22 protein-coding genes and 1 pseudogene are annotated in these 21,285 nt (G+C 35.6%); 22 read left to right on the top strand and 1 reads right to left on the bottom strand.

Features of this window, described 5'->3' with window-relative positions:
- The first annotated feature begins 94 nt into the window (after window positions 1-94).
- From aroE to N4A40_07870, 8 genes are all read left to right on the top strand, one after another.
- The gene (aroE, locus tag N4A40_07905) at window positions 95-934 is read left to right on the top strand and encodes a shikimate dehydrogenase (protein MCT4661771.1); all 840 of its coding nucleotides are present in this window, start codon (window positions 95-97) and stop codon (window positions 932-934) included.
- Window positions 935-1,359: 425 nt separating this feature from the next.
- On the top strand, window positions 1,360-2,157 hold the full coding sequence (gene aroF, locus N4A40_07900) for a 3-deoxy-7-phosphoheptulonate synthase (GenBank protein ID MCT4661770.1): 798 nt from the start codon (window positions 1,360-1,362) through the stop codon (window positions 2,155-2,157).
- Between the two features lie 15 nt (window positions 2,158-2,172).
- Window positions 2,173-3,036, top strand: coding sequence for a prephenate dehydrogenase (locus N4A40_07895; protein ID MCT4661769.1), 864 nt, complete (start codon window positions 2,173-2,175; stop codon window positions 3,034-3,036).
- 52 nt (window positions 3,037-3,088) lie between these two features.
- Window positions 3,089-4,150 (top strand): 3-dehydroquinate synthase, encoded by a 1,062-nt coding sequence (gene aroB, locus N4A40_07890; protein ID MCT4661768.1) that lies wholly within the window; start codon window positions 3,089-3,091, stop codon window positions 4,148-4,150.
- Entirely contained in the window at window positions 4,147-5,412 is a 1,266-nt protein-coding gene (gene aroA / locus N4A40_07885; protein MCT4661767.1) for a 3-phosphoshikimate 1-carboxyvinyltransferase, read from the top strand. Before aroB ends, aroA begins: the two co-directional genes overlap by 4 nt.
- Window positions 5,405-6,460: a chorismate synthase gene (gene aroC, locus N4A40_07880; GenBank protein MCT4661766.1), complete on the top strand. Its 1,056-nt coding sequence runs from the start codon at window positions 5,405-5,407 to the stop codon at window positions 6,458-6,460. The genes aroA and aroC overlap by 8 nt, the downstream gene beginning before the upstream one ends.
- A gap of 9 nt (window positions 6,461-6,469) precedes the next feature.
- Window positions 6,470-7,327, top strand: a complete 858-nt coding sequence (gene pheA, locus N4A40_07875; protein MCT4661765.1) for a prephenate dehydratase — start codon at window positions 6,470-6,472, stop codon at window positions 7,325-7,327.
- A 1-nt stretch (window position 7,328) separates the two neighbouring features.
- A complete protein-coding gene (locus tag N4A40_07870; protein MCT4661764.1) occupies window positions 7,329-7,838 on the top strand; it encodes a shikimate kinase in 510 nt (169 codons plus the stop codon).
- Here the strand turns inward: N4A40_07870 and N4A40_07865 are convergent.
- Window positions 7,835-8,788 (bottom strand): ornithine cyclodeaminase family protein, encoded by a 954-nt coding sequence (locus N4A40_07865; GenBank protein MCT4661763.1) that lies wholly within the window; start codon window positions 8,786-8,788, stop codon window positions 7,835-7,837. The two genes, N4A40_07870 and N4A40_07865, sit on opposite strands and share 4 nt — an antisense overlap.
- Window positions 8,789-8,930: 142 nt before the next feature.
- On the opposite strand from N4A40_07865, the gene N4A40_07860 reads away from it, so the two are divergent.
- The 14 genes and pseudogenes from N4A40_07860 to N4A40_07795 all read left to right on the top strand — a co-directional run.
- Window positions 8,931-11,690, top strand: coding sequence for a PAS domain S-box protein (locus N4A40_07860; protein ID MCT4661762.1), 2,760 nt, complete (start codon window positions 8,931-8,933; stop codon window positions 11,688-11,690).
- Window positions 11,691-11,793: 103 nt separating this feature from the next.
- Window positions 11,794-12,879 (top strand): undecaprenyl/decaprenyl-phosphate alpha-N-acetylglucosaminyl 1-phosphate transferase, encoded by a 1,086-nt coding sequence (locus N4A40_07855; GenBank protein MCT4661761.1) that lies wholly within the window; start codon window positions 11,794-11,796, stop codon window positions 12,877-12,879.
- Window positions 12,880-12,896: 17 nt separating this feature from the next.
- A complete protein-coding gene (gene wecB, locus N4A40_07850) occupies window positions 12,897-14,027 on the top strand; it encodes a UDP-N-acetylglucosamine 2-epimerase (non-hydrolyzing) (protein MCT4661760.1) in 1,131 nt (376 codons plus the stop codon).
- A 732-nt stretch (window positions 14,028-14,759) separates the two neighbouring features.
- A complete protein-coding gene (locus N4A40_07845) occupies window positions 14,760-15,002 on the top strand; it encodes an AtpZ/AtpI family protein (protein MCT4661759.1) in 243 nt (80 codons plus the stop codon).
- 4 nt (window positions 15,003-15,006) lie between these two features.
- Window positions 15,007-15,417: an ATP synthase subunit I gene (locus tag N4A40_07840; GenBank protein MCT4661758.1), complete on the top strand. Its 411-nt coding sequence runs from the start codon at window positions 15,007-15,009 to the stop codon at window positions 15,415-15,417.
- Between the two features lie 147 nt (window positions 15,418-15,564).
- Entirely contained in the window at window positions 15,565-16,245 is a 681-nt protein-coding gene (gene atpB / locus N4A40_07835; GenBank protein MCT4661757.1) for a F0F1 ATP synthase subunit A, read from the top strand.
- Between the two features lie 33 nt (window positions 16,246-16,278).
- A pseudogene (locus N4A40_07830) lies at window positions 16,279-16,536 on the top strand (ATP synthase Fo subunit C).
- Window positions 16,537-16,572: 36 nt separating this feature from the next.
- Window positions 16,573-16,809, top strand: coding sequence for an ATP synthase F0 subunit C (gene atpE, locus N4A40_07825; protein MCT4661756.1), 237 nt, complete (start codon window positions 16,573-16,575; stop codon window positions 16,807-16,809).
- A 32-nt stretch (window positions 16,810-16,841) separates the two neighbouring features.
- Window positions 16,842-17,105, top strand: a complete 264-nt coding sequence (gene atpE, locus N4A40_07820; GenBank protein MCT4661755.1) for an ATP synthase F0 subunit C — start codon at window positions 16,842-16,844, stop codon at window positions 17,103-17,105.
- Window positions 17,106-17,149: 44 nt separating this feature from the next.
- A complete protein-coding gene (gene atpF, locus N4A40_07815) occupies window positions 17,150-17,689 on the top strand; it encodes a F0F1 ATP synthase subunit B (protein ID MCT4661754.1) in 540 nt (179 codons plus the stop codon).
- Window positions 17,677-18,219, top strand: coding sequence for a F0F1 ATP synthase subunit delta (locus N4A40_07810; GenBank protein MCT4661753.1), 543 nt, complete (start codon window positions 17,677-17,679; stop codon window positions 18,217-18,219). Before atpF ends, N4A40_07810 begins: the two co-directional genes overlap by 13 nt.
- A gap of 47 nt (window positions 18,220-18,266) precedes the next feature.
- Window positions 18,267-19,769 (top strand): F0F1 ATP synthase subunit alpha, encoded by a 1,503-nt coding sequence (atpA, locus tag N4A40_07805; protein ID MCT4661752.1) that lies wholly within the window; start codon window positions 18,267-18,269, stop codon window positions 19,767-19,769.
- A gap of 39 nt (window positions 19,770-19,808) precedes the next feature.
- The gene (atpG, locus tag N4A40_07800) at window positions 19,809-20,690 is read left to right on the top strand and encodes an ATP synthase F1 subunit gamma (protein ID MCT4661751.1); all 882 of its coding nucleotides are present in this window, start codon (window positions 19,809-19,811) and stop codon (window positions 20,688-20,690) included.
- Between the two features lie 65 nt (window positions 20,691-20,755).
- Window positions 20,756-21,285 (top strand): F0F1 ATP synthase subunit beta (locus tag N4A40_07795; protein MCT4661750.1); only part of this gene is annotated, 530 nt, incomplete at its 3' end.

Here is a 21,285-nt window from a genome sequence, read left to right as displayed (position 1 = left end):
TTTTCGTTACCTGATATTTCTTTTTTGCTTGTTTTTCTTTCTTTTCCCTGCTAGAATGTAAAAAATACTTGCAGAAAGGTGTGGTGGTTTTTAGATGAGTGATGTATTTGTAAATAGTGAAACTAGGCTTTACGGTTTGATAGGACATCTTGTTGAGAGTTCTAAGTCGCCTGCGATTCACAATAAATTATTTGAAAGTGAAAATATAAATGGGACTTATCTAGCATTTGATGTTGAGAGAAGGTCGTTAGAAGAGGCGGTAAAAGGACTAAGGGTGCTTGGAGCAAGGGGTTTTAACGTTACCATACCATTTAAAGAGAGCGTAATAGATTATTTGGATGATATAGATGCTAGTGCTAGCGATATAGGAGCGGTAAATACTGTATTGATAGAGAATGGAAGGCTCGTGGGATACAATACAGATGGCAGAGGATTTTGCGCGGTACTTGAAGATGAAGGTGTTGATTTAGCTGATTCAAAGATTCTTTTAATAGGAGCAGGTGGTGCAGCTAGAGGCATTGCATTTGCGCTTAGTGAGCATGATTTTAATTGTTTAGATATAATAAATAGAAATGAAAAACGTGGCTCGAATTTGGCAAAAGACTTAAATGATATTAGAGTAGAATACATTGGTAATGAAGTGAAAGATAAATCAAAATACGACCTTGTAATAAACACGACATCTATAGGTATGACTCCTAATGAAGAGGTGTCACCTATGATTGTAGATGGGTTTAAATCTACAGCTGTTTTTGCAGATATAGTATATAAACCGCATGAGACAAAGTTTTTAAAAGAGGCTAAGTGTTTAGGGCATAAAGTGGTTTATGGAATAGATATGCTTATATATCAAGCGCTACTCAGTGAAGAAATTTGGCAAAAAAATATATTTGACAAAAAGAGCTTAAAATACAGTATTAGAGATGTGATTTGAATCACTTTTTCAACATAAAGTGGAGCACTTCAACAAAATAAAGTTGACAAGTAAGGCGAGCTTATATACAATAAGCATTAATTATTAGAAAATTAGGAAAGGGGAAATGACAAATGTCTAGAGAATTGATGAATTTAAATAATAGAGAAAATAATAAAAAAATGAATAATATCAATCAAAAATTTTATAACTATTATTTTTATTTCTGGGGCTTTTACTTTTTTAGCGCTGGTTACTTTACGTTCATCAAAATTTATAGAGATTTGTTTCTTAAAGAGAGATCCTTTTGTATGGCGGTCGCCACTTAGTAATTTGTAGGCGAATAGTTAATAAAGACCATGGAGATTGTGATGGGAGTTCTTTCTAAGAACTTCCATTTTTTTGTACTTAAAAGAAAATTATTTGATAGAAGAGGAGAGAGTGATATGAAATTAGTAAGTAGAGAACACAGAGCAGAGGATACAATTATTGAGGTTAAGGGGCAAAAGATTGGTGGAGGAAATTCTATGATAATAGCAGGACCGTGCTCAATAGAAAGCAGTGATCAAATGATTGAAATTGCTAAGAAGGTGAAAGCAGCTGGAGCCAATGTTTTAAGAGGTGGAGCATTCAAACCTAGAACATCACCATATAGCTTCCAAGGCCTTGGAGAAGAGGGTTTAAAGATGCTTAGAAAAGCTGGGGATGAAGTTGGACTTCCTGTAGTTACAGAACTTATGGATGCTGAGGACTTAGAAGTAGTTGAGAAATATGCAGATATAATCCAAATTGGAGCTAGGAATATGCAGAACTTCTCGCTACTAAAGAAGGTTGGAAAATCAGATAAACCAATACTTTTAAAGAGGGGATTATCAGCTACTATAGAAGAATTTCTTATGTCAGCAGAATACATCATGGCATCTGGAAATCCAAATGTAATTCTTTGCGAGAGAGGTATAAGAACTTTTGAAAAATACACTAGAAATACTATTGATTTAACTGTAGTGACAGCAATTAAAGAGCTTTCACACTTGCCTATAATGGTTGATCCAAGTCATGCAACTGGACGCTGGCACATGGTAGCACCTCTTTCAAAAGCGGCTGTAGTAATTGGGTGTGATGGTCTTATGGTTGAAGTTCACAATAATCCAAAAGAAGCGCTTTGCGATGGAGATCAATCACTTAAGCCGGAGAAATTTGAACAATTGATGACAGCTATCGATAAGATTAGAGCTGCGATGTAGAGAGGAAGTGAACTTATGGGAGAGGGAGACTTTAGAAGCTTAAATAAAATACTAATAATAGGACTTGGACTCATGGGAGGCTCTTTTGCGAAAGCGCTAAAAGATAGAGGCTTTGATGGGAAAATATATGGCATGGATTTGAATGAGAGAGCGCTAGATTTAGCAATGGAACTTGAAATCATTGATGGGCATTTAGCGCCTCATTCAAATAACGTGAGAGATATTGATCTTGTAGTATTAGCGACACCCATTCGCAAATACAAAGATGTAATAGAAGCGATGAGTCAAAATTTAAATTCAAATGTAATGGTTAGTGATCTTGGAAGTGTGAAAAATATTTATGAAGATTTAAAAGGCGTGTTGCCAGAAGGAGTTCGATTTATAGGAGGGCATCCTATGGCTGGCTCTGAGAAATCCGGTGTAGAAAATGCTGATGGAAATTTATTTGATGGAAGATGTTTTTTTATAACACCTTACGAAGATGAGAGGGGTATAAAATCATTGGAAAAACTAATAGAATTAACTGGTGCAAAAGTTCAAAGAGTATGCCCTAAGACTCATGACAAAATGACAGCACTTACAAGTCACTTACCACATTTGAGTGCAGCTATATTAGTTGATTTGCTTGAAGATTTTAATCCAAATGCTAGTTCTAAATTTGTAGGCAAAGGTTTTAAAGATTCGACTCGCATAGCATCGGGAGCACCAGAGGTTTGGAAGGATATTTTTGTAAGTAATAAAGAAATGGTTCAAACTATAGAGTGCTTTCAAAAGAGACTGGAGGATTTTAAGAGAGCTATAGAGTTAGAAGATGAGGCTTTTTTAATTGAAAAATTGAGCAGAATAAAAATATCCAGAGATCAGATGATAGAAAAGTAGTTTGAATCATGGTAGTATGAGAAATAAAGGGCACAAGAGGAGTGAAACTAGAATGAAAGAATTGAATGTAAGAGGACTCAAGCGAAGTTACGATATATTGATTGAGAGAAATTCAATACATCAGCTTGGAGAAAAAACGGCGGAAGTTATAAAAGCAAATAAGATTTTGTTATTAAGTGATAGAAATGTTTATGATATTTATGGAGATATAGCTATGCAATCACTTGAAGGCTATGGTTATCAGGTGATTGAGTACATAATAGAGCCAGGGGAATCAAGTAAATCTATGGAGAATTTTAGTAAAATACTTGAGTTTATGGCTAAATATAATTTTACGAGAAGTGATGCTTTAGTAGCACTAGGTGGCGGTGTAGTTGGAGATCTTGGAGGATTTGTAGCATCTAGTTATATGCGAGGTATAGAATGGATTCAATGTCCTACGTCACTTTTAGCACAAGTGGACAGCAGTGTTGGAGGAAAGGTGGCTGTAAATTTAAGTGCAGGTAAGAATTTGGTTGGCGCATTTTACAACCCAACTAGAGTTGTAATTGATTCTAATACTTTAGATACTTTATCTGATGAGAGGCTATTAGATGGTTTAGCAGAAGTCATTAAGTATGGATGTATATGGGATGAAGAATTTTTTGAGTTTTTAGAGGGAGGCTCTGGAATAGAATTTGTTAGAGCTGAGTCTGATTATATAGTGGAGAGATGTTGCAATATAAAAAAAGAAGTAGTGGAGACGGACGAATTTGACAGAGGTCAGAGAATGATTTTAAATTTTGGTCACACGTTAGGTCATGGTATAGAAGCGTTTTACAATTATGAGAGTATAACACATGGATATGCAGTTGCTATAGGAATGGCTCTTATAACTGATTATACAGAGAACTATTTAGGATTTACTAAAAGCGGAAGTTTTGAGAGAATCACAAATATACTTAAAAAATACAAATTACCATATAGCGAGGATTTGGAAATAATCAGAGCTAGTTTAGATAGAGTGAAAAGAGATAAAAAAGTTATAAATGGAAAGCTGAATTTGATTTTGTTAGAGAAGATAGGAAAGGCTATTTACAAATCTTGTGATATTGAAAGGGAGTTTTGGCAATGACCACAGTGAGCATAAAACCTAATAATTTAAGAGGTAGTATAAAGATTCCCCCCTCAAAGAGTATGAGTCATAGAGCTATAATTTGTGCATCACTTGCAGAAGGGGAGAGCGTAGTCTCAAATTTGATATTTTCAAAGGATATAGAAGCGAGTATTGGAGCAATGCAAGCACTTGGAGCAGAATTTGAACGTGGAGAAGATTTTGTCATAGTAAATGGAATAAAGAGTAAAACAGAGGAAAAATGTACCATAGATTGCAATGAATCTGGTTCTACCATAAGATTTATGATACCTATAGCTGCAGCATTATCTGCTAAGGCTAGATTTGTGGGGAATGGAAGGCTTGTGGATAGACCTCTTGATTTATATGCGGAGATATTTAGGGCGAAAAATATGGATTATGCTTATTCAGGAAAGCTTCCATTTGAAGTTAACAGTCAGCTGAAAACTGGAAAATATGAAATTAGAGGTGATGTTAGTTCTCAGTTTATAAGCGGATTATTGTTTGCACTGCCTTTGTTAGATGGAGATTCGCAAATTGAGATAGTTGGAAATTTTGAATCTAAAGCATATGTTGATCTTACACTTAGTGCATTAGATGATTTTGGAGTAGCTATTGAAAAGAACGAAAAAAACAGATATATAATAGAAGGAAATCAAAAATACAATGGTAGAAATTATAGGGTAGAGGGCGATTATTCTCAAGGGGCGTTTTGGCTTGTCGCAGGATGCATAGGCAATGGGCTTGTGTGCAAAGACCTCAGTGTCAATTCACTTCAAGGAGATAAAGAAGTTTTAGATATACTTAAAAGGATGGGAGCGAAACTAAAGATTTCAGACGATGATATTGAAATTTTTTCAAGTGAAACGAAGGGAACTATAATAGATGCATCAGAGTGTCCAGATTTGATACCTGTACTTTGCGTATTAGCTGCATTAAGTGACGGTGAAACTAGAGTGATAAATGGTCAAAGACTTAGAATAAAAGAATCTGATAGGATAAAATCAACGGTAAGCGAACTGTCAAAACTAGGAGCAGATATAGTAGAAACAGAAGATGGAATGATAATACAGGGAAAGAAAACTTTATCAGGAGGAAAGGTGTCGAGTTGGAACGACCATAGAATAGCTATGGCGCTTGCCATAGCATCTATAAGATGTAATTCCGCAGTTGTAATAGAAGGAAACGAATCAGTTTCAAAATCTTATCCAGGATTTTTTGAAGATTTTGTGTCACTAGGAGGAGAAATAGCATATGGGTAGTGTTTATGGCAAGCATATAAAATATACATTGTTTGGAGAGTCTCATGGTAAAGCTATAGGTATAAGTATAGATGGACTTCCAAGCGGTGTAAAAATAGACGAAGATATGATAAATAGAGAAATGGATAGGAGAAGGCCGGGACAAAATGCTTGGTCTACGCCTAGAAAAGAGGCAGATGAATTTGAGATATTAAGCGGTGTATTTGAAGGAAGAACTACTGGAACGCCACTTTGTGCAGTAATTAGAAATACAGATAAAAGGTCTAAAGATTATGGCAAGATGAAGTCAACATTTAGACCATCACATGCTGATTACACAGGATATAAGAGATATGAAGGATTTAATGACTACAGAGGCGGTGGACATTTTTCTGGAAGACTCACAGCACCGATTGTATTTGCTGGGGCAGTTGCAAAGCAGATACTCAGTTTAAGCGGAGTTGAGATACTTGGTCATATTTCTCAGATTGGAAAAGTATTAGATGATAGTTTTTTGCAAGTTGAAAACAAGAGACCTACTGGTGAGCAGTTTCTATTGTTAGATGGAAGCAAGGCTGAAGTTATGAAAAGAGAGATAGAAGAAGCTAGATTAGAACAAGATTCTATAGGGGGAAAAGTTGAAATTGCTATACTAAATTTGAAGGCAGGGGTTGGAGATCCATTTTTTGATACGCTAGAGAGTCAGTTAGCAAGTGGTCTTTTTGCGGTTCCAGCAGTAAAGGGAGTTTCATTTGGCAGAGGGTTTGAATTAGCTAGTATGAGAGGCAGTGAAGCTAATGATGAAATGATAATTGAAGATGGAATAGTGAGAACTACTACGAACAATAATGGTGGAATAGTTGGTGGAATATCGAATGGAATGCCTATAGTACTTGAAGTAGCTATAAAACCGACACCATCTATTGGAAAGATACAAAATACAATTGATTCAGAGGGAAATGCTGTAAAACTTGAAATTGAGGGAAGGCATGATCCGTGTATAGTTCCAAGAGCTGTACCTGTTGTAGAAGCAGTATGCGCTATGACTATATTGGATGCTATGAGGTAGGTGATATTAATGAGGGCTTTAAATGAAAAAGAAATTCTAAAATTAGGTTTTCAAGGAGTTGAGGGTTCGTATAGTGAGGCTGCTCTAAGGGGATTTTTTGGAGGATACAATTATGAAAAAAATGCGTATTCTAGTTTTGGAGAGCTTATAGATAGTATAATAAATGGTGATATAGATTACGGAGTGCTTCCTGTTGAAAACAGCTCTACGGGAGCGGTTACTGAAATATATGATCTTTTAAATAAGAAAAAACTTCAAATCATTGGAGAGCATTATTTGAAGATAAATCATCAATTGATGGTGAAACAGGGAGAGTCAATAAATGATATAAAGCGCGTTTATTCTCACCCACAGGCGATAAGTCAGTGTAGAGAGTATCTGAGTAAAAATCCAAATTGGGAGATAATAGCTTATACGAATACCGCTAAAAGTGCACAGAAGGTAAGTCGTAGTAGTGAGATAGGTGTTGCGGCTATTGGAGGTATTAGAGCAGCAGAGCTGTATGATTTAGATGTTTTGGAAAGTGGAATAAATGATTGTAATTGCAATACTACTAGATTTATAATAGTGACTAGATGTGGAGAAGTTGTTAAAGCTGGGGATAAAATGAGTTTGATTTTGACGATTCCCCACAGGCCGGGTTGTTTATATGAGCTAATAGGTTGTTTTGCAAATGAAGGAATAAATATGCTAAAGATAGAGTCAAGACCAATTAAAGATCAGCCTTGGGAGTATTATTTTTATATAGATATTGAAGGAAATCAAAATGATGAAAATATGCAAAGAGCACTTAAGAGTGCTGAGGATTGCAGTCATTCGTTAAAAATTCTTGGAAATTATATTCGAGACAAAAAAGGTGGTAGATAGATTGAAAAATATAGTATTTATAGGAATGATGGGTTCGGGCAAGACAACTCTAGGAAGATGTATTTCACAGAAAATGTCAAAAGTTTTTATAGATTTAGATGAATATATAGAGAATGGAGAAGGCATGGAAATTCAAGAGATATTTGAAAAATATGGTGAAGAGCATTTTCGAAGGCTAGAGCTAGCATATGCTAAAGATTTGTCTAAGCGAAATGATGTAGTTATAGCAACTGGTGGCGGCGTGATAAAAAGCGATGAGGCGATAGGGGCGCTTAAGAGCGGTATTGTGATCTGGATAGATAGACCCGATAATATGATTTTCGATTCTATAGATACAGAAAAAAGGCCCTTGATAAAATCTAATCCAAAAGCCTTTTTCGATATTTCAGCAAAGAGACGACCTGTATATGAGAGTGTTTGCGATTATCATTTTTTGAACGATTTGGATGAAGATGAAGCATGTACTAAACTTTTGAGTGTAATAGAAAAAATGCAAAAAGATAATGATTAATCAAGGTGCTGACCGGCGCCTTTTTCTTTTGCTTTTTTATACAGAGTATCTGCTACTATTAAATCGAATAAACCCATACCAACTGATTTGAACAACGTTGTATCGTTAGATATTCCTCTGTGGTCTAGCGCTTCAGAAAATGATTTTATCTGAGAATCCTTTATCCAATGTTCTTTGAGAGGGATACTCAAATCTCCAGATTCTTGCTTTGCAAATAATGTATCGGTGTATATGGTATTTACAGATTCAAAAACTGCTTTGGGAAGTTCTCTCATATCGGGCGTATACGATCCTATAGCTATTAAATGTTTGTTTTTTAATAGATTTACATCATCGGGAAGTACAGGATCACTAGATGATGTAGCGGTTATTATAACTTCTGATTTTTGAGTGAGTTCGTTTATATTTTCTGCTATTTTTATATCAATATTTGGAAATTTTTTAATAAGTTTCTTAGAAAATTGAGCAGCTTTTTCTAAAGTTCTATTGTAAAGATATATGGTTTTAAAGTTTCTAACATGGCATGCATATAGTATTTGATAATAGCCTTGTAGACCGGTTCCAACAAGTCCTAATGTTTCTACGTTTTCAGGTACAGTATGACGAATACCAACACCTCCAACGGCACCTGTTCTATAGGCTGTTAGTGTCCCACCATCTATAAGCGCTAATGGGTTACCGGTTTCCTCGTCGTTTAAAAAAACAAAGCCATTTATGACTGGAAGATTTTTGTCTGCATTTTTAGGAACTATCGATAACATTTTTGTTCCAAAAACAGAACCAGCAAAACAAGGCATATACAATAGAGTTGTATCATCGTGATTTACATGAAGTCTATCAGGTTGATGAAATTCATGTTTTTGTTCTATATCGTATGCGAGTTCTACAGCTTGTAAAAAGTCGTCTAAATTTGCTATTTCATCGATAGTTTTAGCATTTAAATAAAGCATGAAAACACGTCCTTTCGTTTTATGAATATTTGTCGACTTAAGTATAGCATGACTAAAGAATATAAACAATAGTGCGAATAACTTAAACATGTAGGGGTAAATATTAATAAACTAAGCTCTGGGGGTGATGAAGGTGAAGAGTATGAAAGATTTCGAGAAAATTTTTCAAAATGGTGATATTTATAAATATTTATTTGACAATATACCTGTAGTAAAGCTATTAATAGATCCTGATGGCGGAAAAATTATAGATGCTAATAAAAAGGCTGTAGAATATTATGGATATAATATAGAAGAAATTAAAGCGCTTAAAATTTCTGATATAAATGTGTTGCCAGATGATGAAATAAAGATAGAAATGGAGCGGGCGGAAAAAGAACATAGGAACTATTTTATGTTTAAACACAAAGTGAAAAATGGAGAGATAAAAAAAGTAGAAGTATATAGTCACCCCGTAGAATGTTTGGATGGAAGTAAGCTACTATATTCTATGGTTTTTGATGTAGATGAAAAAAAAGCAATAATGCAGTCGGTTGTGAGAGCACTAAAGCGATATGAAACTATATTTGACCTTAGCAGTGATGGCATATATATATTGTTTAGAAAAAATAAACGAAGTTTGGAAATACTAGAGGTAAATGAAGCTGTTATAAAAAGATCTAAATATACTCGCGAGGAGCTTGTCGGTCGTGAAATAACAATGCTAAACCCTGAGGTTTACAAAGGAGTGCAGATGATGATATCTAGAAAACTTGATTTTGGTAATGATTTTAGATATCAAATAGATCATTTTGATAAAACAGGATATGCATACCCCGTAGAAATAAATGGAAGGTACTTTAATTTTAGTGAAGAGCCATTTGTAATAGCTATAGAGCGCGATTTGACAAAACAAACTAGATTAGCACATGAATTAGAGAGACATAGATACTTATATCAACAGCTCTTTTTTAATTCTCCTAATGCAATATTTGTATTAGACAGGAGCGCAAATATTTTAGATTATAATGAGGCATGCCATGAGATATTTGGATATGAAGAGGATGAGTTTTACGGTAAATCGCTTGTTGAGCTACTTAGCGTAAACGATGAGATTAAAGGTGAAATTAAAGTGAATTTAAATACTATTCTAGAAGGCAAAACGATAAGAAGCGTTGTTAAAAGACAGGGGAAAAATGGAAGAATACTTTATTTAGATGTTCTTAGTTATCCAATAAGATTAGAAGATGGGGAATCGGGATTTTTTTTGATATATAGTGATATTACAGATAATGTAGAGCGTAAAGAGAAGATAAGACTCATGTCTAGTATTTTTGAAAACAACACAGAAGGTGTAATGATAGCTGATGAGAAAAATAGAATTATATGGGTAAATGAAGCTTTTGAAAATATTACAGGATATTCATTTCAAGAATGTATTGGTAAGAGAACAAGTATTTTAAAATCAGGTAGACATGATGCAGAGTTTTATAAAAGTATGTGGCAAAGTATTGATTCAACAGGATCATGGAAGGGTGAAATATGGAATCGTAAAAAATCTGGAGAAATCTATCCACAGAATTTAAATATATTCATAGTGGAAAATAGATCATTAGGACAGATAAGGTATGTAGCACTTCTAAGTGATTTGACAACACAAAAGAAACAGGAAATCAGAATAAATGAATTGATTTACAATGATAGTCTTACTGGACTTAAAAATAGAAAGTATTTTATGGAAGAGTTAGAAAAACGATTTAAAATTGATAGAACTATGGGGATTTTGTTTTTTGATTGTGATAATTTTAAAATTATAAATGATACTATGGGTCATCAATTTGGGGACCAAGTTCTCATTTATTTTGCAAATCTTATTAAAGAGATATTTAAGTCGGATATAGTAGCGAGAATGGGTGGAGATGAATTTGTAGCGCTTGTAGACGATATGGATAGATCTAGTGTTGAATCAAAGCTAAATAGACTTAGATTAGAGTTAGATAGATTGATAACTCTAAGTGATAGAACTATAAGGCTTGAGGTTAGCATGGGTATTGCAATGTATCCTCAAGATGGAATAGATAGGGCTAGAATTTTAAAACATGCAGACATAGCTATGTATCAGGCGAAGAGAGAGCGAGGGACTCTGTGGAAATGGTATGGTGATATAAAAAAGGATAATTTTGATAAGGGAGAAGCGTTTAACGAAGCTCTTGCAAAAAGTTTGGTAAATAATGAATTCGAGATAGTATATCAATCTATAGTAGAGGAAACAGGAAATATAGTGGGATTTGAGGCGCTTTTGAGATGGAATTCAAGAGAATTTGGGCTTTTAGAGGCTAAAGAGTTTATACCATATTTGGAAGAAAGTGGACGAATAAATGATGTAGGTCGTTGGGCAGTAGAAAAACTTAGAGTTGATTGGTCAGATTTTAAGTCTAAATATGGTGATTCTTGCTATATTTCATTTAATATATCTGATGCAGAGTTAGAGACAGAATCATTCGTAATGTGGGCAGAAAATCAAATTAAGAATTTTGGTGGGAATATTTATTTTGAAATTAAAGAAAAAGATTATGTGATAAGTTATTCTCAGATTGACGCTTGCTTTGAAAATTTAGAAAAAGTTGGAATACACTTGATTATAGATGATTTTGGATTAGGCGAATTACCTATAAGAGAACTTGTAAAATCAAAAGTTAAGTATTTAAAAACAGATAGGAGGCTATTGGGAGATATTGAGATTTATGAAGATAATGAGACTATGATAGATATGATATTTACTATATCTAATATAATGGGAGTGGATGTCATAGCTAAAGGAATAGAGTCGCTTTCTCAAATTGAGTACTTGAGAGAGAAGGGATGTAAGTATTATCAAGGTTATTACTTTGATAAACCGAAGAAAAAAGAGAATTATTTCTAAAAAGTTACAATATGCTTACAAAAGCTCGCAGCGATTGACTAGGGCTCTCGGTTAAAGTACAATTAAAATGATAAATGAAAATTGTACATGGGGAGTGTAGACGATGAGTGTTTATATGAGTGCATTTTTAACGGCAGCGGTGTTGTCGTTTGTATTGACGCCTTTTGCTAAGAAAGTGGCGTACAAAATAGGGGCTATAGATGTGCCAAAGGATGATAGAAGGGTACACAAAAAACCAATACCAAGACTTGGTGGATTAGCTATTTATATAGCTACATTTGCTACAATTTTGATATTTGGGCTTATGAATGAACTTAGCTTAGATAAAAGTATGCTTGGAATATTTGCAGGTGGTACTATCATAGCTGTTATGGGAATGGTTGATGATTCAAGGGCGCTTTCAGCAAAGGTAAAGTTAGTATTTCAAATACTTGCGGCGCTTGCATTGGTTGCAGGTGGTATAAGGATAGAATTTTTCAGCAATCCATTTGTATCAGGTTACAATGTAACTAGTTTAGGTATTTTTTCAATTCCAGTTACTGTTATATGGGTTGTTGGTATTACGAATACACTGAATCTTATAGATGGATTAGATGGATTAGCAGCAGGAGTTGGAGGGATTGCATCACTTTCACTGTTTTTTGTTGCATCTAATTTTGTTGACATAGATCCTCTTTATTATGTTGTAATGTTTTTAGCAGTAGTATTGTCAGGTGCTGCGTTTGGATTTTTACCTCATAATTTTAACCCGGCAAAGATTTTCATGGGTGATACAGGGTCGTTATTTTTAGGATATATGTTTGCAGTATTATCCATAAGGGGAGTAATGAAGGGTGTTACAACTCTTTCATTTGTGCTACCTATTGTGATATTGGGACTGCCTATATTTGATACTGCATTTGCTATAGTGAGAAGAAGTTTGAATGGTCAGCCTATAATGCAAGCTGATAAGGGTCATGTTCACCATAGATTTTTAAGACTTGGCTATAGTCAGAAGCAAACAGTTTTGACTATGTATTCTATATGTGTAGCGCTTGGGATGATTGCATTTTTGTTATCTAATATGACACAGGTAAATTACCTTAAACATTTAGGTTATATAGCAGGGATAGTTTGTCTTTTAGCTTCTCAGATTATGTTATCGGCAGGCAAAAAGAAGAAGGCATTAAAGGTAGAAGATGATGACTAGGATAAGGAGAGACTTAAATGAATAGGACTAAGGTACTTACTGTATTTGGGACTAGACCAGAGGCAATTAAGATGGCGCCTGTAGTTTTAGAACTAAATAGAAGAGATGGAATAGAGCATAAATGCTGTATCACAGCACAACATAGAGAAATGGTAGATCAGATGCTAGCGGTATTTGATTTGAAGCCAGATTATGATTTGAATATTTTTGAAGCAGGTCAGACGCTTAGTCAAGTGACTACCAGAGCACTTGAAGGTCTTGAGGGAATAATAAAAGATTTTAAACCAGACTTGATATTAGTTCAAGGTGATACTACTACTGTATTTGTAGGTGCTCTTGCGGCTTTCTACAATGGAGTGAAAGTAGGACATGTTGAAGCAGGTCTTAGAAGTGGAGATTTATATTCGCCATACCCAGAAGAAGCTAATAGAAAGCTCACGGGTGTAGTTACAAATTATCATTTTGCACCTACTGAGACTAGCAAGAATAATCTTTTAAGCGAAGGATATGATGAAAGTACAATATTTGTTACTGGAAATACTGCGATAGATGCGCTTAATTTAGTTGCAAGAGACGAATATGTGTTTAAAAATGAGATATTGAATGAGATAGATTTTGAAAATAACAGAGTAATTTATATGACGGCTCATAGAAGAGAAAACCTAGGAGAACCTATGCACAATATATTTAGTGCTATGAGACGAATTGTAGAGGAGCACGACGACGTTGTACTTGTGTTCCCTATGCATTTGAATCCGAAGGTTAGAGAGGTTGCAAGAAAGTATTTGTCTGATAGCAACAGGATTTATTTGCTAGAGCCTATAGATTACAATGATAGTGCAAATATACAGAAAAAAGCATATATGGTAGCTACTGATTCTGGTGGTATACAAGAAGAGTCGCCGAATTTTGGAAAGCCAGTCTTGGTTCTTCGAAAAGAAACAGAGAGACCAGAAGGTATAGAAGCTGGAACGGCTAAACTTGCTGGAGTAGATGCTGATAGAGTATATGCTCTTGTAAAAGAACTTTTGACAGATGAAGAATCGTATGATGCTATGGCTAATGCTGTAAATCCATATGGAGATGGACATTCAGCCGAGATGATTGTAGATATAATAGAGAGTCAAATGGGAACTAGAGATTTATAAAAACAATAAACGCGAGTTAAAACGTAGAGACTGCAGAGATAGCCTAATAAATTAGAGTCTAATGAGTTTCTGCAATTAGGAATCCACTATGGCTTTAGCCTAGCAGTAACCTAGTAGTAAACTAGCAGTTAAAGACAAATAAGACCTATATATATAATTTCGTTCAAGTTGAGGATGAAATTTTGTATGTAGGTTTTTTTGAATGCGCTGGGACGAATCTTTTGTATCAGAATTCAAAAACAAAAGTTGGTCATAGAGTGCTAAATTAGATTCAATGTCTATTTTTGTTTTAAATTAAATTCTACAATGTGCAGAATTTTTAATACTAACGTTTAAAATATTTTCATGAAAAAAACTCTACATATTATAGGGGTGTTTTGTGATTAATCATGCAAAACTAATCAAAATTAAAAAAACAGAAAATTTTCAAAAAGTTCTTGCAAGATATCTGAATTCGACCGATAATAGATACAGGGACTTTGTTAAGATAATGTAATGAAAGAAGGCGACTTGTTATATTGAAATTTGTTTTAATCGGTTGAAATGAAACGAAATGTAATCGGTTACAAGAAAATTGAAAAATCTGACTCTTTATAAAAACATTGCATACAATATTCACTTTGTATTATTTTTGACAAAGCAAAAAAATAGGAGTAAAATATTTATTTATAGGGGCCTTTTTTGTGGAAGGCAACAAACCTTCAACGAATAAATATAAATGGAGGTTGTATTATGAATAAAAAGTTTAGAATGATGGCAAATTTGGCATTGCTTTCACAAGTTGGAATCTCGATGATTGTGCCAATATTTGGTGGGGTTTTACTAGGCCATTGGCTGGATGAAAAGGTTGGAACAAAGTTTATATTTCTGCTTATTGGAGTTGTAATGGGAATAAGCGTGGCTTTTTCTACTCTTTTTAAAATGACATCAAAGGGCATGAACAGTAGAGATAAGGATAAAGATAAGAGGAAGTGAGAGAATGCAAAGAGTAGGTGGATGTACTAAAGACATTTGTGAGGATATCACTAAGAGTTCTTTTTTTGTTACATGTGTGATTGCATTTTGTTTTGCAATTGCAATAAAAGACTGGAAACCGTGGGTGAGTGGGGTATTTTTTGGATCGATGTTTTCGATACTAAATTTCAGATTATTGGCACTTACTCTTGAAAAAGCTGTAAATAAAGGACCTAGAAAAGCTAGGAACTATGCTATGAGCAGATATACTATAAGGTATATGCTAACTGGTATTGTTCTTTTTATTGGCTTTAGGGCACCTTATATCAATGTCATAGCTGTTATAGTTGGGCTATTGGTAGTCAAATTGGTGATATTCGTAGATCAAATTTGGATAGCGCCAAAGAGAAAGGCTAAACTAAAAAATATGTCTTAAAATGGTTGTAAAATCTATTTATAGATTTTTACATAATAATCCAAGGCATTTATATTAGTGTTTTGGGTATCTATCAATGTAGCGAATTTTGTAGTAGACTATAGAATTTCGCAGTAAAGAAAAGTCTAATGAGAAGGGAGGGAGAGTATGCATTTTGAAGCTCAATACGTCTTACAGATTCCAGAAGGGATTCCAGTTTTAGGTGGTATATGGATTACAAATACGGTTGTTTCAACTTGGATTATAATGGCTGTATTAGTTCTGATATCTATCTTACTAACTAGAAACCTAAAGGAAGTGCCGACGGGAAAACAAAATGTAGCAGAAGCAATAGTTGGAGGAGTTAACGATTTAGTTAAGCAAACTATGGGAGAGGACAAAATGTATTTTGCGCCTTATATGGGAACGCTTTTGATGTACTTGGCATTTGCCAATTTAAGCGGTCTTTTGGGAATGCGTCCGCCTACTGCGGATTTAAATACGACATTTGCACTTTCAATACTAACATTTGCTATGACTCAGATTTATGGTTTGAAAGCTAAGAAAATGGGATATTTGAAAGGGTTCTGTGAACCATTTGCGTTTATGTTGCCTACAAATATCATAGGTGAATTGGCGAACCCAATATCATTATCATTCCGTCTATTTGGTAATATACTAGGTGGAGTTGTTATAATGGCACTTGTTTACAGTGCATTGGGAAACCTTGCATTTATTCCAGTTCCTGCCATATTGCATGCATACTTCGATGTATTTTCAGGACTGATTCAAACATTTATCTTTGTCATGTTGTCAATGGTGTTTATTGCTATGGCAATGGATGACTAGAGAAAGGAGGGAATAGATTTGCCAGATTTTCTCATGAATTTTTTAACATGGCTAACGAGCTTTGATCCAGTTGATGTAGTTAAGGCGGCATCGGCAATCGGTGTTGGATTTGCTATGATAGCAGGTATAGGACCTGGTATTGGACAGGGTTTTGCAGCTGGAAAGGCAGCAGAAGCGGTTGGAATTAATCCAAAGAGCGCTAAACCAGCTACGTTTGTAATGCTATTAGGCGCGGCCATAGCTGAGACATCAGGTATCTTGTCTTTAGTTATAGGCTTGATATTCTTATTTGCAAATCCTTTTACTAGTCAACTAGGAAGTACTTCTATGATCGTTGTAGGAGCATCGGCAATAGGTGCTGGTTTAGCGATGATAGCGGGTATAGGACCTGGTATTGGACAAGGATATGCAGCTGGTAAAGCGACAGAGGCAGTTGGAAGAAGACCAAAATTACAATCTCAAGTAACAAAAACTATGGTACTTGGGCAAGCCGTTGCACAGACGACGGGAATTTACGCATTGATTATCGCATTGATATTGATGTACGTAAATGTATTTAGTTAAAAATCAATAGGATGATTAAGGAGGAAACGAATATGGAAACTGGAATTACAGGTAATGATCTTATTTTAGCAGCATCAGCAATCGGTGCAGGTTTGGCAATGATAGCAGGTATAGGACCTGGTATTGGACAGGGATACGCAGCTGGTAAGGGTGCAGAAGGTGTTGGTAGACAACCAGAAGCACAAAGTGATATCATCAGAACAATGCTTTTAGGTGCTGCTGTTGCAGAGACAACTGGTATCTATGGACTTATCATTGCACTTATTCTACTATTTGTTAAGCCATTAGTAGGCTAATATAGCCTTTTAGGGCCAGCAAATATTGGAAAGGAGGCAAAAGCATGTTAATGAATGCATCAGAAACAGTGAGACAATATGCTGAGCTTGTTGGTATTAATCCAGATAATTTTTTAATGCAGATGGCAAATACCATTGTTCTATTCTTGCTTTTGAGACACTTCTTATTTAAGCCTGTGACAGAGCACATGGCGAACAGAACTAAGAAAATAGAAGGCAATATTCAAGATGCTGACCGCTTGAAAAAAGAAGCACAGGATCTAAAAGCTGATTATGAGCACAAAATTGCTCAAATCAAAGAAGAAGGACAAGAGCTTATCAGAGAAGCTACTAGAAATGCAAATGCCAAGCGTGATGAAATCATCAAAGAAGCTAATGGCGAAGCAAAATCTATAATAGATAGAGCTGAATTAGAAGCTAAGCGAAGCATGGACAAAGCACTAGACGAGTACAAAAAAGAAATCGTAGCTATGACACTTCACACTACAGAGCGTTTTATCGATGTTAAATTAGACGATCAAGGACACGAGAAGCTTATAAATGACTTCTTGGGAGACTTGGAGGATAGCACATGGCAAAATTAGTTGCAAAGCGCTATGCCGTTGCGTTTTATGATTTAGCAAAAGAAGAAAATGCTCTAGATAAATGGTACGAAGAATTAAGTGTGATTGTGAAAAGTTTTTACGATGAAAAAGAATTTATGACTATGATGGCATCGCCTCAGCTAAACACACAAGAGAAAAAAGATCTTGTTAAGAATATTTTGGAAGGAAAAGCTGATAATTCAGTGCTAAATCTTATTGAATTACTAATCGACAAAGGCCGATTTGGAATATTTGATGATGTATTTGCAGAATTTGAAGTTCTTTACTTAGAAGAAAAAAATATTTTACATGCAAAGGCTTATTCTGTTGTTCCACTTACTGAGGACAAGTTGACACAATTAAAGAATGTCTTAGAAAATAAACTCAATAAAAAAATTGAAATCGAAAATGAGATTCAAAAGGATCTTGTTGGCGGAGTGATGCTTAAGATTGGAGATAAGATCATCGATGGAAGTATCAAGCGTAGACTTGAGCTTTTGAGAGATGAATTACTTACAGCAAAGCATTAGCATTAAACTGCACAGGCAGTAACAAAGAGATAAGGGGTGAAACGTAGATGAACCTTAGACCTGAGGAAATTAGTTCGGTAATAAAGGATCAAATCAAAAACTATGACAAGAAACTTGACGTAGTTGACGTTGGAACCGTTATGCAAGTTGGGGATGGTATTGCCAGAGTTCACGGCCTTGAGAAATGTATGGCTGGAGAGCTTTTGGAATTACCGGGTGGCGTATTTGCCATGGCACTTAACCTTGAAGCGGACAACGTTGGTTGCGTGTTGCTTGGATCAGATAAAGGCATCAAAGAAGGCGATACAGTAAAGCGTACAGGAAGAATCATGGAAGTTCCAGTTGGAGATGCTATGGTTGGTCGTGTAGTAAACGCTTTGGGACAGCCTATAGATGGTAAAGGTCCAATCAATACAGATAAACACAGACCTATTGAGGCAGTAGCTTCAGGGGTTATTTCTAGAAAGTCGGTATCCGTACCACTTCAAACTGGAATCAAAGCGATTGACTCTATGGTTCCAATCGGACGTGGACAGCGTGAGCTTATAATCGGAGACCGTCAGACTGGTAAAACAGCAGTAGCTATAGATACTATCTTGAACCAAAAAGGACAAGATGTAATTTGTATCTACGTTGCGATTGGACAAAAGAAATCAACAGTTGCAAAACTTGTTGAGACTTTTGAAAAAGGTGGAGCGATGGATTATACAATCGTCGTATCTGCAACAGCAAGTGAAATGGCACCACTTCAATACCTAGCACCATATGCAGGTGTTGCAATGGGTGAAGAATATATGTACAACGGAAAAGACGTATTGATAGTATACGATGATTTATCAAAACATGCGGTAGCTTATCGTACAATGTCATTACTACTTCGTCGTCCGCCAGGACGTGAAGCGTATCCAGGTGATGTATTCTACTTGCATTCAAGATTATTAGAGCGTGCAGCTAGACTTGACGAAGCGTACGGTGGTGGTTCTATCACAGCCTTACCAATCATCGAGACTCAAGCTGGGGATATATCGGCATTTATCCCAACAAACGTTATCTCAATCACAGATGGACAGATATTCCTTGAGACAGAGCTTTTCGCAGCAGGTCAGCGTCCAGCGATCAATGCGGGTCTTTCTGTATCTCGTGTTGGTGGTTCTGCACAGATTAAGGCGATGAAGAAATTCTCTGGTACTCTTAAACTTGAGCTTGCTCAATATAGAGAACTTGCAGCATTCTCTCAATTTGGTTCAGACCTTGATAAAGAGACAAGTGAACGTCTTGCTCATGGTGAAAAAATCATGAAGATGCTTAAGCAGGGACAATACAAACCTTATAAAGTAGAAGATCAAGTTATGATTATATACGCTATGACTAAAAAACACCTAAAAGATATCGACGATATAGCTGGATTTGAAGCTATGTTCTTGGATTTCATGGCAAATCACTATCCACAGGTTGGAAAAGAAATCGTTGAAACAGGAAAACTTTCTGATGAAATGGAAAAAATCCTTATCCAAGGTATTGAAGAAGCAAAAGCTGCATTCAATAAATAGAGGATAGGATGTAAATTTCGAAGGAGAGGAGGGTGTCATATGGCTGAAAGCATGCAGGATATAAAGCGAAGGATCAAAAGTGTTGAGGGTACAAAAAAGATTACTAAGGCTATGGAACTCGTTGCGAGTGCTAAACTTAGAAAATCAAGAGAATTACTCGATCAAACTAGACCTTATTATAAGACTATAGTAAAGAGTATTCAAGAAGTACTTAGCAACACCAAGGGAGTTCGCCATCCTATGTTAGTCGAAAGAGAAGTAAAGCGTGTTGCCTATATCGTAATTACAGCAGATCGTGGTCTTTGTGGTGGTTACAATGCCAACATATTAAAGATGACAGAGCATCATATAGCAGAAAATGCTACAAAAGAGAATGTAGATCTTCTAGTAGTTGGTCAACGCGGTAGAGATTTCTTTAAAAGACGTGGATATAATTTGATAAATTCTTATCTACACATATCTGAAGAACCTACTTTTGCGGATGCGTCTCGAATCAGCAATGAGATTGTACGATTGTATGAAGCGGGAGAAATAGATGAAGTGTATTTGTCATACACTAGATTTGACAGTACTATATCGACTACACCTAATACGGTAAAATTGTTACCGGCAGAGAGTGTTGAATCAGAGAAAGTAGAATTAGAAGAAGACGAAGAATTAACAGATCAAGTACTCTATGAGCCGTCACCAGAGGCAGTACTTAGCTACTTGATCCCTAAATATATCAAGAGTTTCATTTTCGGTGCATTATTAGAATCATCGTCAAGTCAGCAATCTGCTCGTCGTTTAGCGATGGAAAGTGCGACTGATAACGCTGAGGAAATGATCAGTGACTTGAAACTTCACTACAATAGAGCTCGTCAGGCTGCTATTACCCAGGAAATCTCGGAGATTGTTGGTGGAGCAGAGGCTCTCAATTAGAGAGAATACAGATTAGCTCAGTTCTAGGAGAACATGTAGAACATAAAAGAAAAGGAGTGAACTAAATGGCCGAAAAAAATATCGGGAAAATCGTACAGGTTATCGGGCCGGTACTCGATATTCAATTCGAAGCGGAGAAACTCCCAAACTTGTTGAATGCCATTGAAATAGACAATGATGGAAAGCGCTTAGTTGCAGAGGTAGCTCAGCATATTGGAGATGATACAGTACGCTGTATCGCAATGGATGCAACAGACGGATTGGTTAGAGGACATGAAGCGGTAGATACGGGCGCCCCTATTACGGTACCTGTAGGAAAAGCGACATTAGGTAGAATGTTTAACGTTTTGGGAGATGCAATAGATGGAATTGAAGATCCTAAAAGTAAAGAAACATCACCTATTCATAGAGAAGCACCTAAGTTCGATGAGCAGCAAACATCGACAGAAATATTTGAAACTGGAATTAAAGTAATTGACCTTATTGCGCCATATTCAAAAGGTGGTAAAATCGGTCTATTTGGTGGAGCCGGTGTTGGTAAAACTGTAATTATCCAGGAATTGATTCACAATATCGCTTCAGAGCATGGTGGTAT

Source organism: Tissierellales bacterium (assembly GCA_025210965.1).
Taxonomy (GTDB): Bacteria; Bacillota; Clostridia; order Tissierellales; family JAOAQY01; genus JAOAQY01.
The sequence above is the reverse complement of the archived record's forward strand: the minus strand, read 5'-3'. Positions and strand labels throughout refer to the sequence as shown.

What these genes read in the sequence shown, in the direction of transcription:
- aroC (MCT4661766.1), top strand. Translation starts at nt 5,405, where the DNA reads ATGGGTAGTGTTTATGGCAAGCATATAAAATATACATTGTTTGGAGAG.
- N4A40_07810 (MCT4661753.1), top strand. Translation starts at nt 17,677, where the DNA reads ATGGCAAAATTAGTTGCAAAGCGCTATGCCGTTGCGTTTTATGATTTA.
- N4A40_07855 (MCT4661761.1), top strand. Translation starts at nt 11,794, where the DNA reads ATGAGTGTTTATATGAGTGCATTTTTAACGGCAGCGGTGTTGTCGTTT.
- wecB (MCT4661760.1), top strand. Translation starts at nt 12,897, where the DNA reads ATGAATAGGACTAAGGTACTTACTGTATTTGGGACTAGACCAGAGGCA.
- N4A40_07840 (MCT4661758.1), top strand. Translation starts at nt 15,007, where the DNA reads ATGCAAAGAGTAGGTGGATGTACTAAAGACATTTGTGAGGATATCACT.
- aroB (MCT4661768.1), top strand. Translation starts at nt 3,089, where the DNA reads ATGAAAGAATTGAATGTAAGAGGACTCAAGCGAAGTTACGATATATTG.
- aroE (MCT4661771.1), top strand. Translation starts at nt 95, where the DNA reads ATGAGTGATGTATTTGTAAATAGTGAAACTAGGCTTTACGGTTTGATA.
- N4A40_07860 (MCT4661762.1), top strand. Translation starts at nt 8,931, where the DNA reads ATGAAAGATTTCGAGAAAATTTTTCAAAATGGTGATATTTATAAATAT.
- atpA (MCT4661752.1), top strand. Translation starts at nt 18,267, where the DNA reads ATGAACCTTAGACCTGAGGAAATTAGTTCGGTAATAAAGGATCAAATC.
- atpB (MCT4661757.1), top strand. Translation starts at nt 15,565, where the DNA reads ATGCATTTTGAAGCTCAATACGTCTTACAGATTCCAGAAGGGATTCCA.
- atpF (MCT4661754.1), top strand. Translation starts at nt 17,150, where the DNA reads ATGTTAATGAATGCATCAGAAACAGTGAGACAATATGCTGAGCTTGTT.
- N4A40_07895 (MCT4661769.1), top strand. Translation starts at nt 2,173, where the DNA reads ATGGGAGAGGGAGACTTTAGAAGCTTAAATAAAATACTAATAATAGGA.
- N4A40_07845 (MCT4661759.1), top strand. Translation starts at nt 14,760, where the DNA reads ATGAATAAAAAGTTTAGAATGATGGCAAATTTGGCATTGCTTTCACAA.
- atpE (MCT4661756.1), top strand. Translation starts at nt 16,573, where the DNA reads ATGATCGTTGTAGGAGCATCGGCAATAGGTGCTGGTTTAGCGATGATA.
- aroA (MCT4661767.1), top strand. Translation starts at nt 4,147, where the DNA reads ATGACCACAGTGAGCATAAAACCTAATAATTTAAGAGGTAGTATAAAG.
- N4A40_07865 (MCT4661763.1), bottom strand. Translation starts at nt 8,788, where the DNA reads ATGCTTTATTTAAATGCTAAAACTATCGATGAAATAGCAAATTTAGAC.
- atpG (MCT4661751.1), top strand. Translation starts at nt 19,809, where the DNA reads ATGGCTGAAAGCATGCAGGATATAAAGCGAAGGATCAAAAGTGTTGAG.
- atpE (MCT4661755.1), top strand. Translation starts at nt 16,842, where the DNA reads ATGGAAACTGGAATTACAGGTAATGATCTTATTTTAGCAGCATCAGCA.
- pheA (MCT4661765.1), top strand. Translation starts at nt 6,470, where the DNA reads ATGAGGGCTTTAAATGAAAAAGAAATTCTAAAATTAGGTTTTCAAGGA.
- aroF (MCT4661770.1), top strand. Translation starts at nt 1,360, where the DNA reads ATGAAATTAGTAAGTAGAGAACACAGAGCAGAGGATACAATTATTGAG.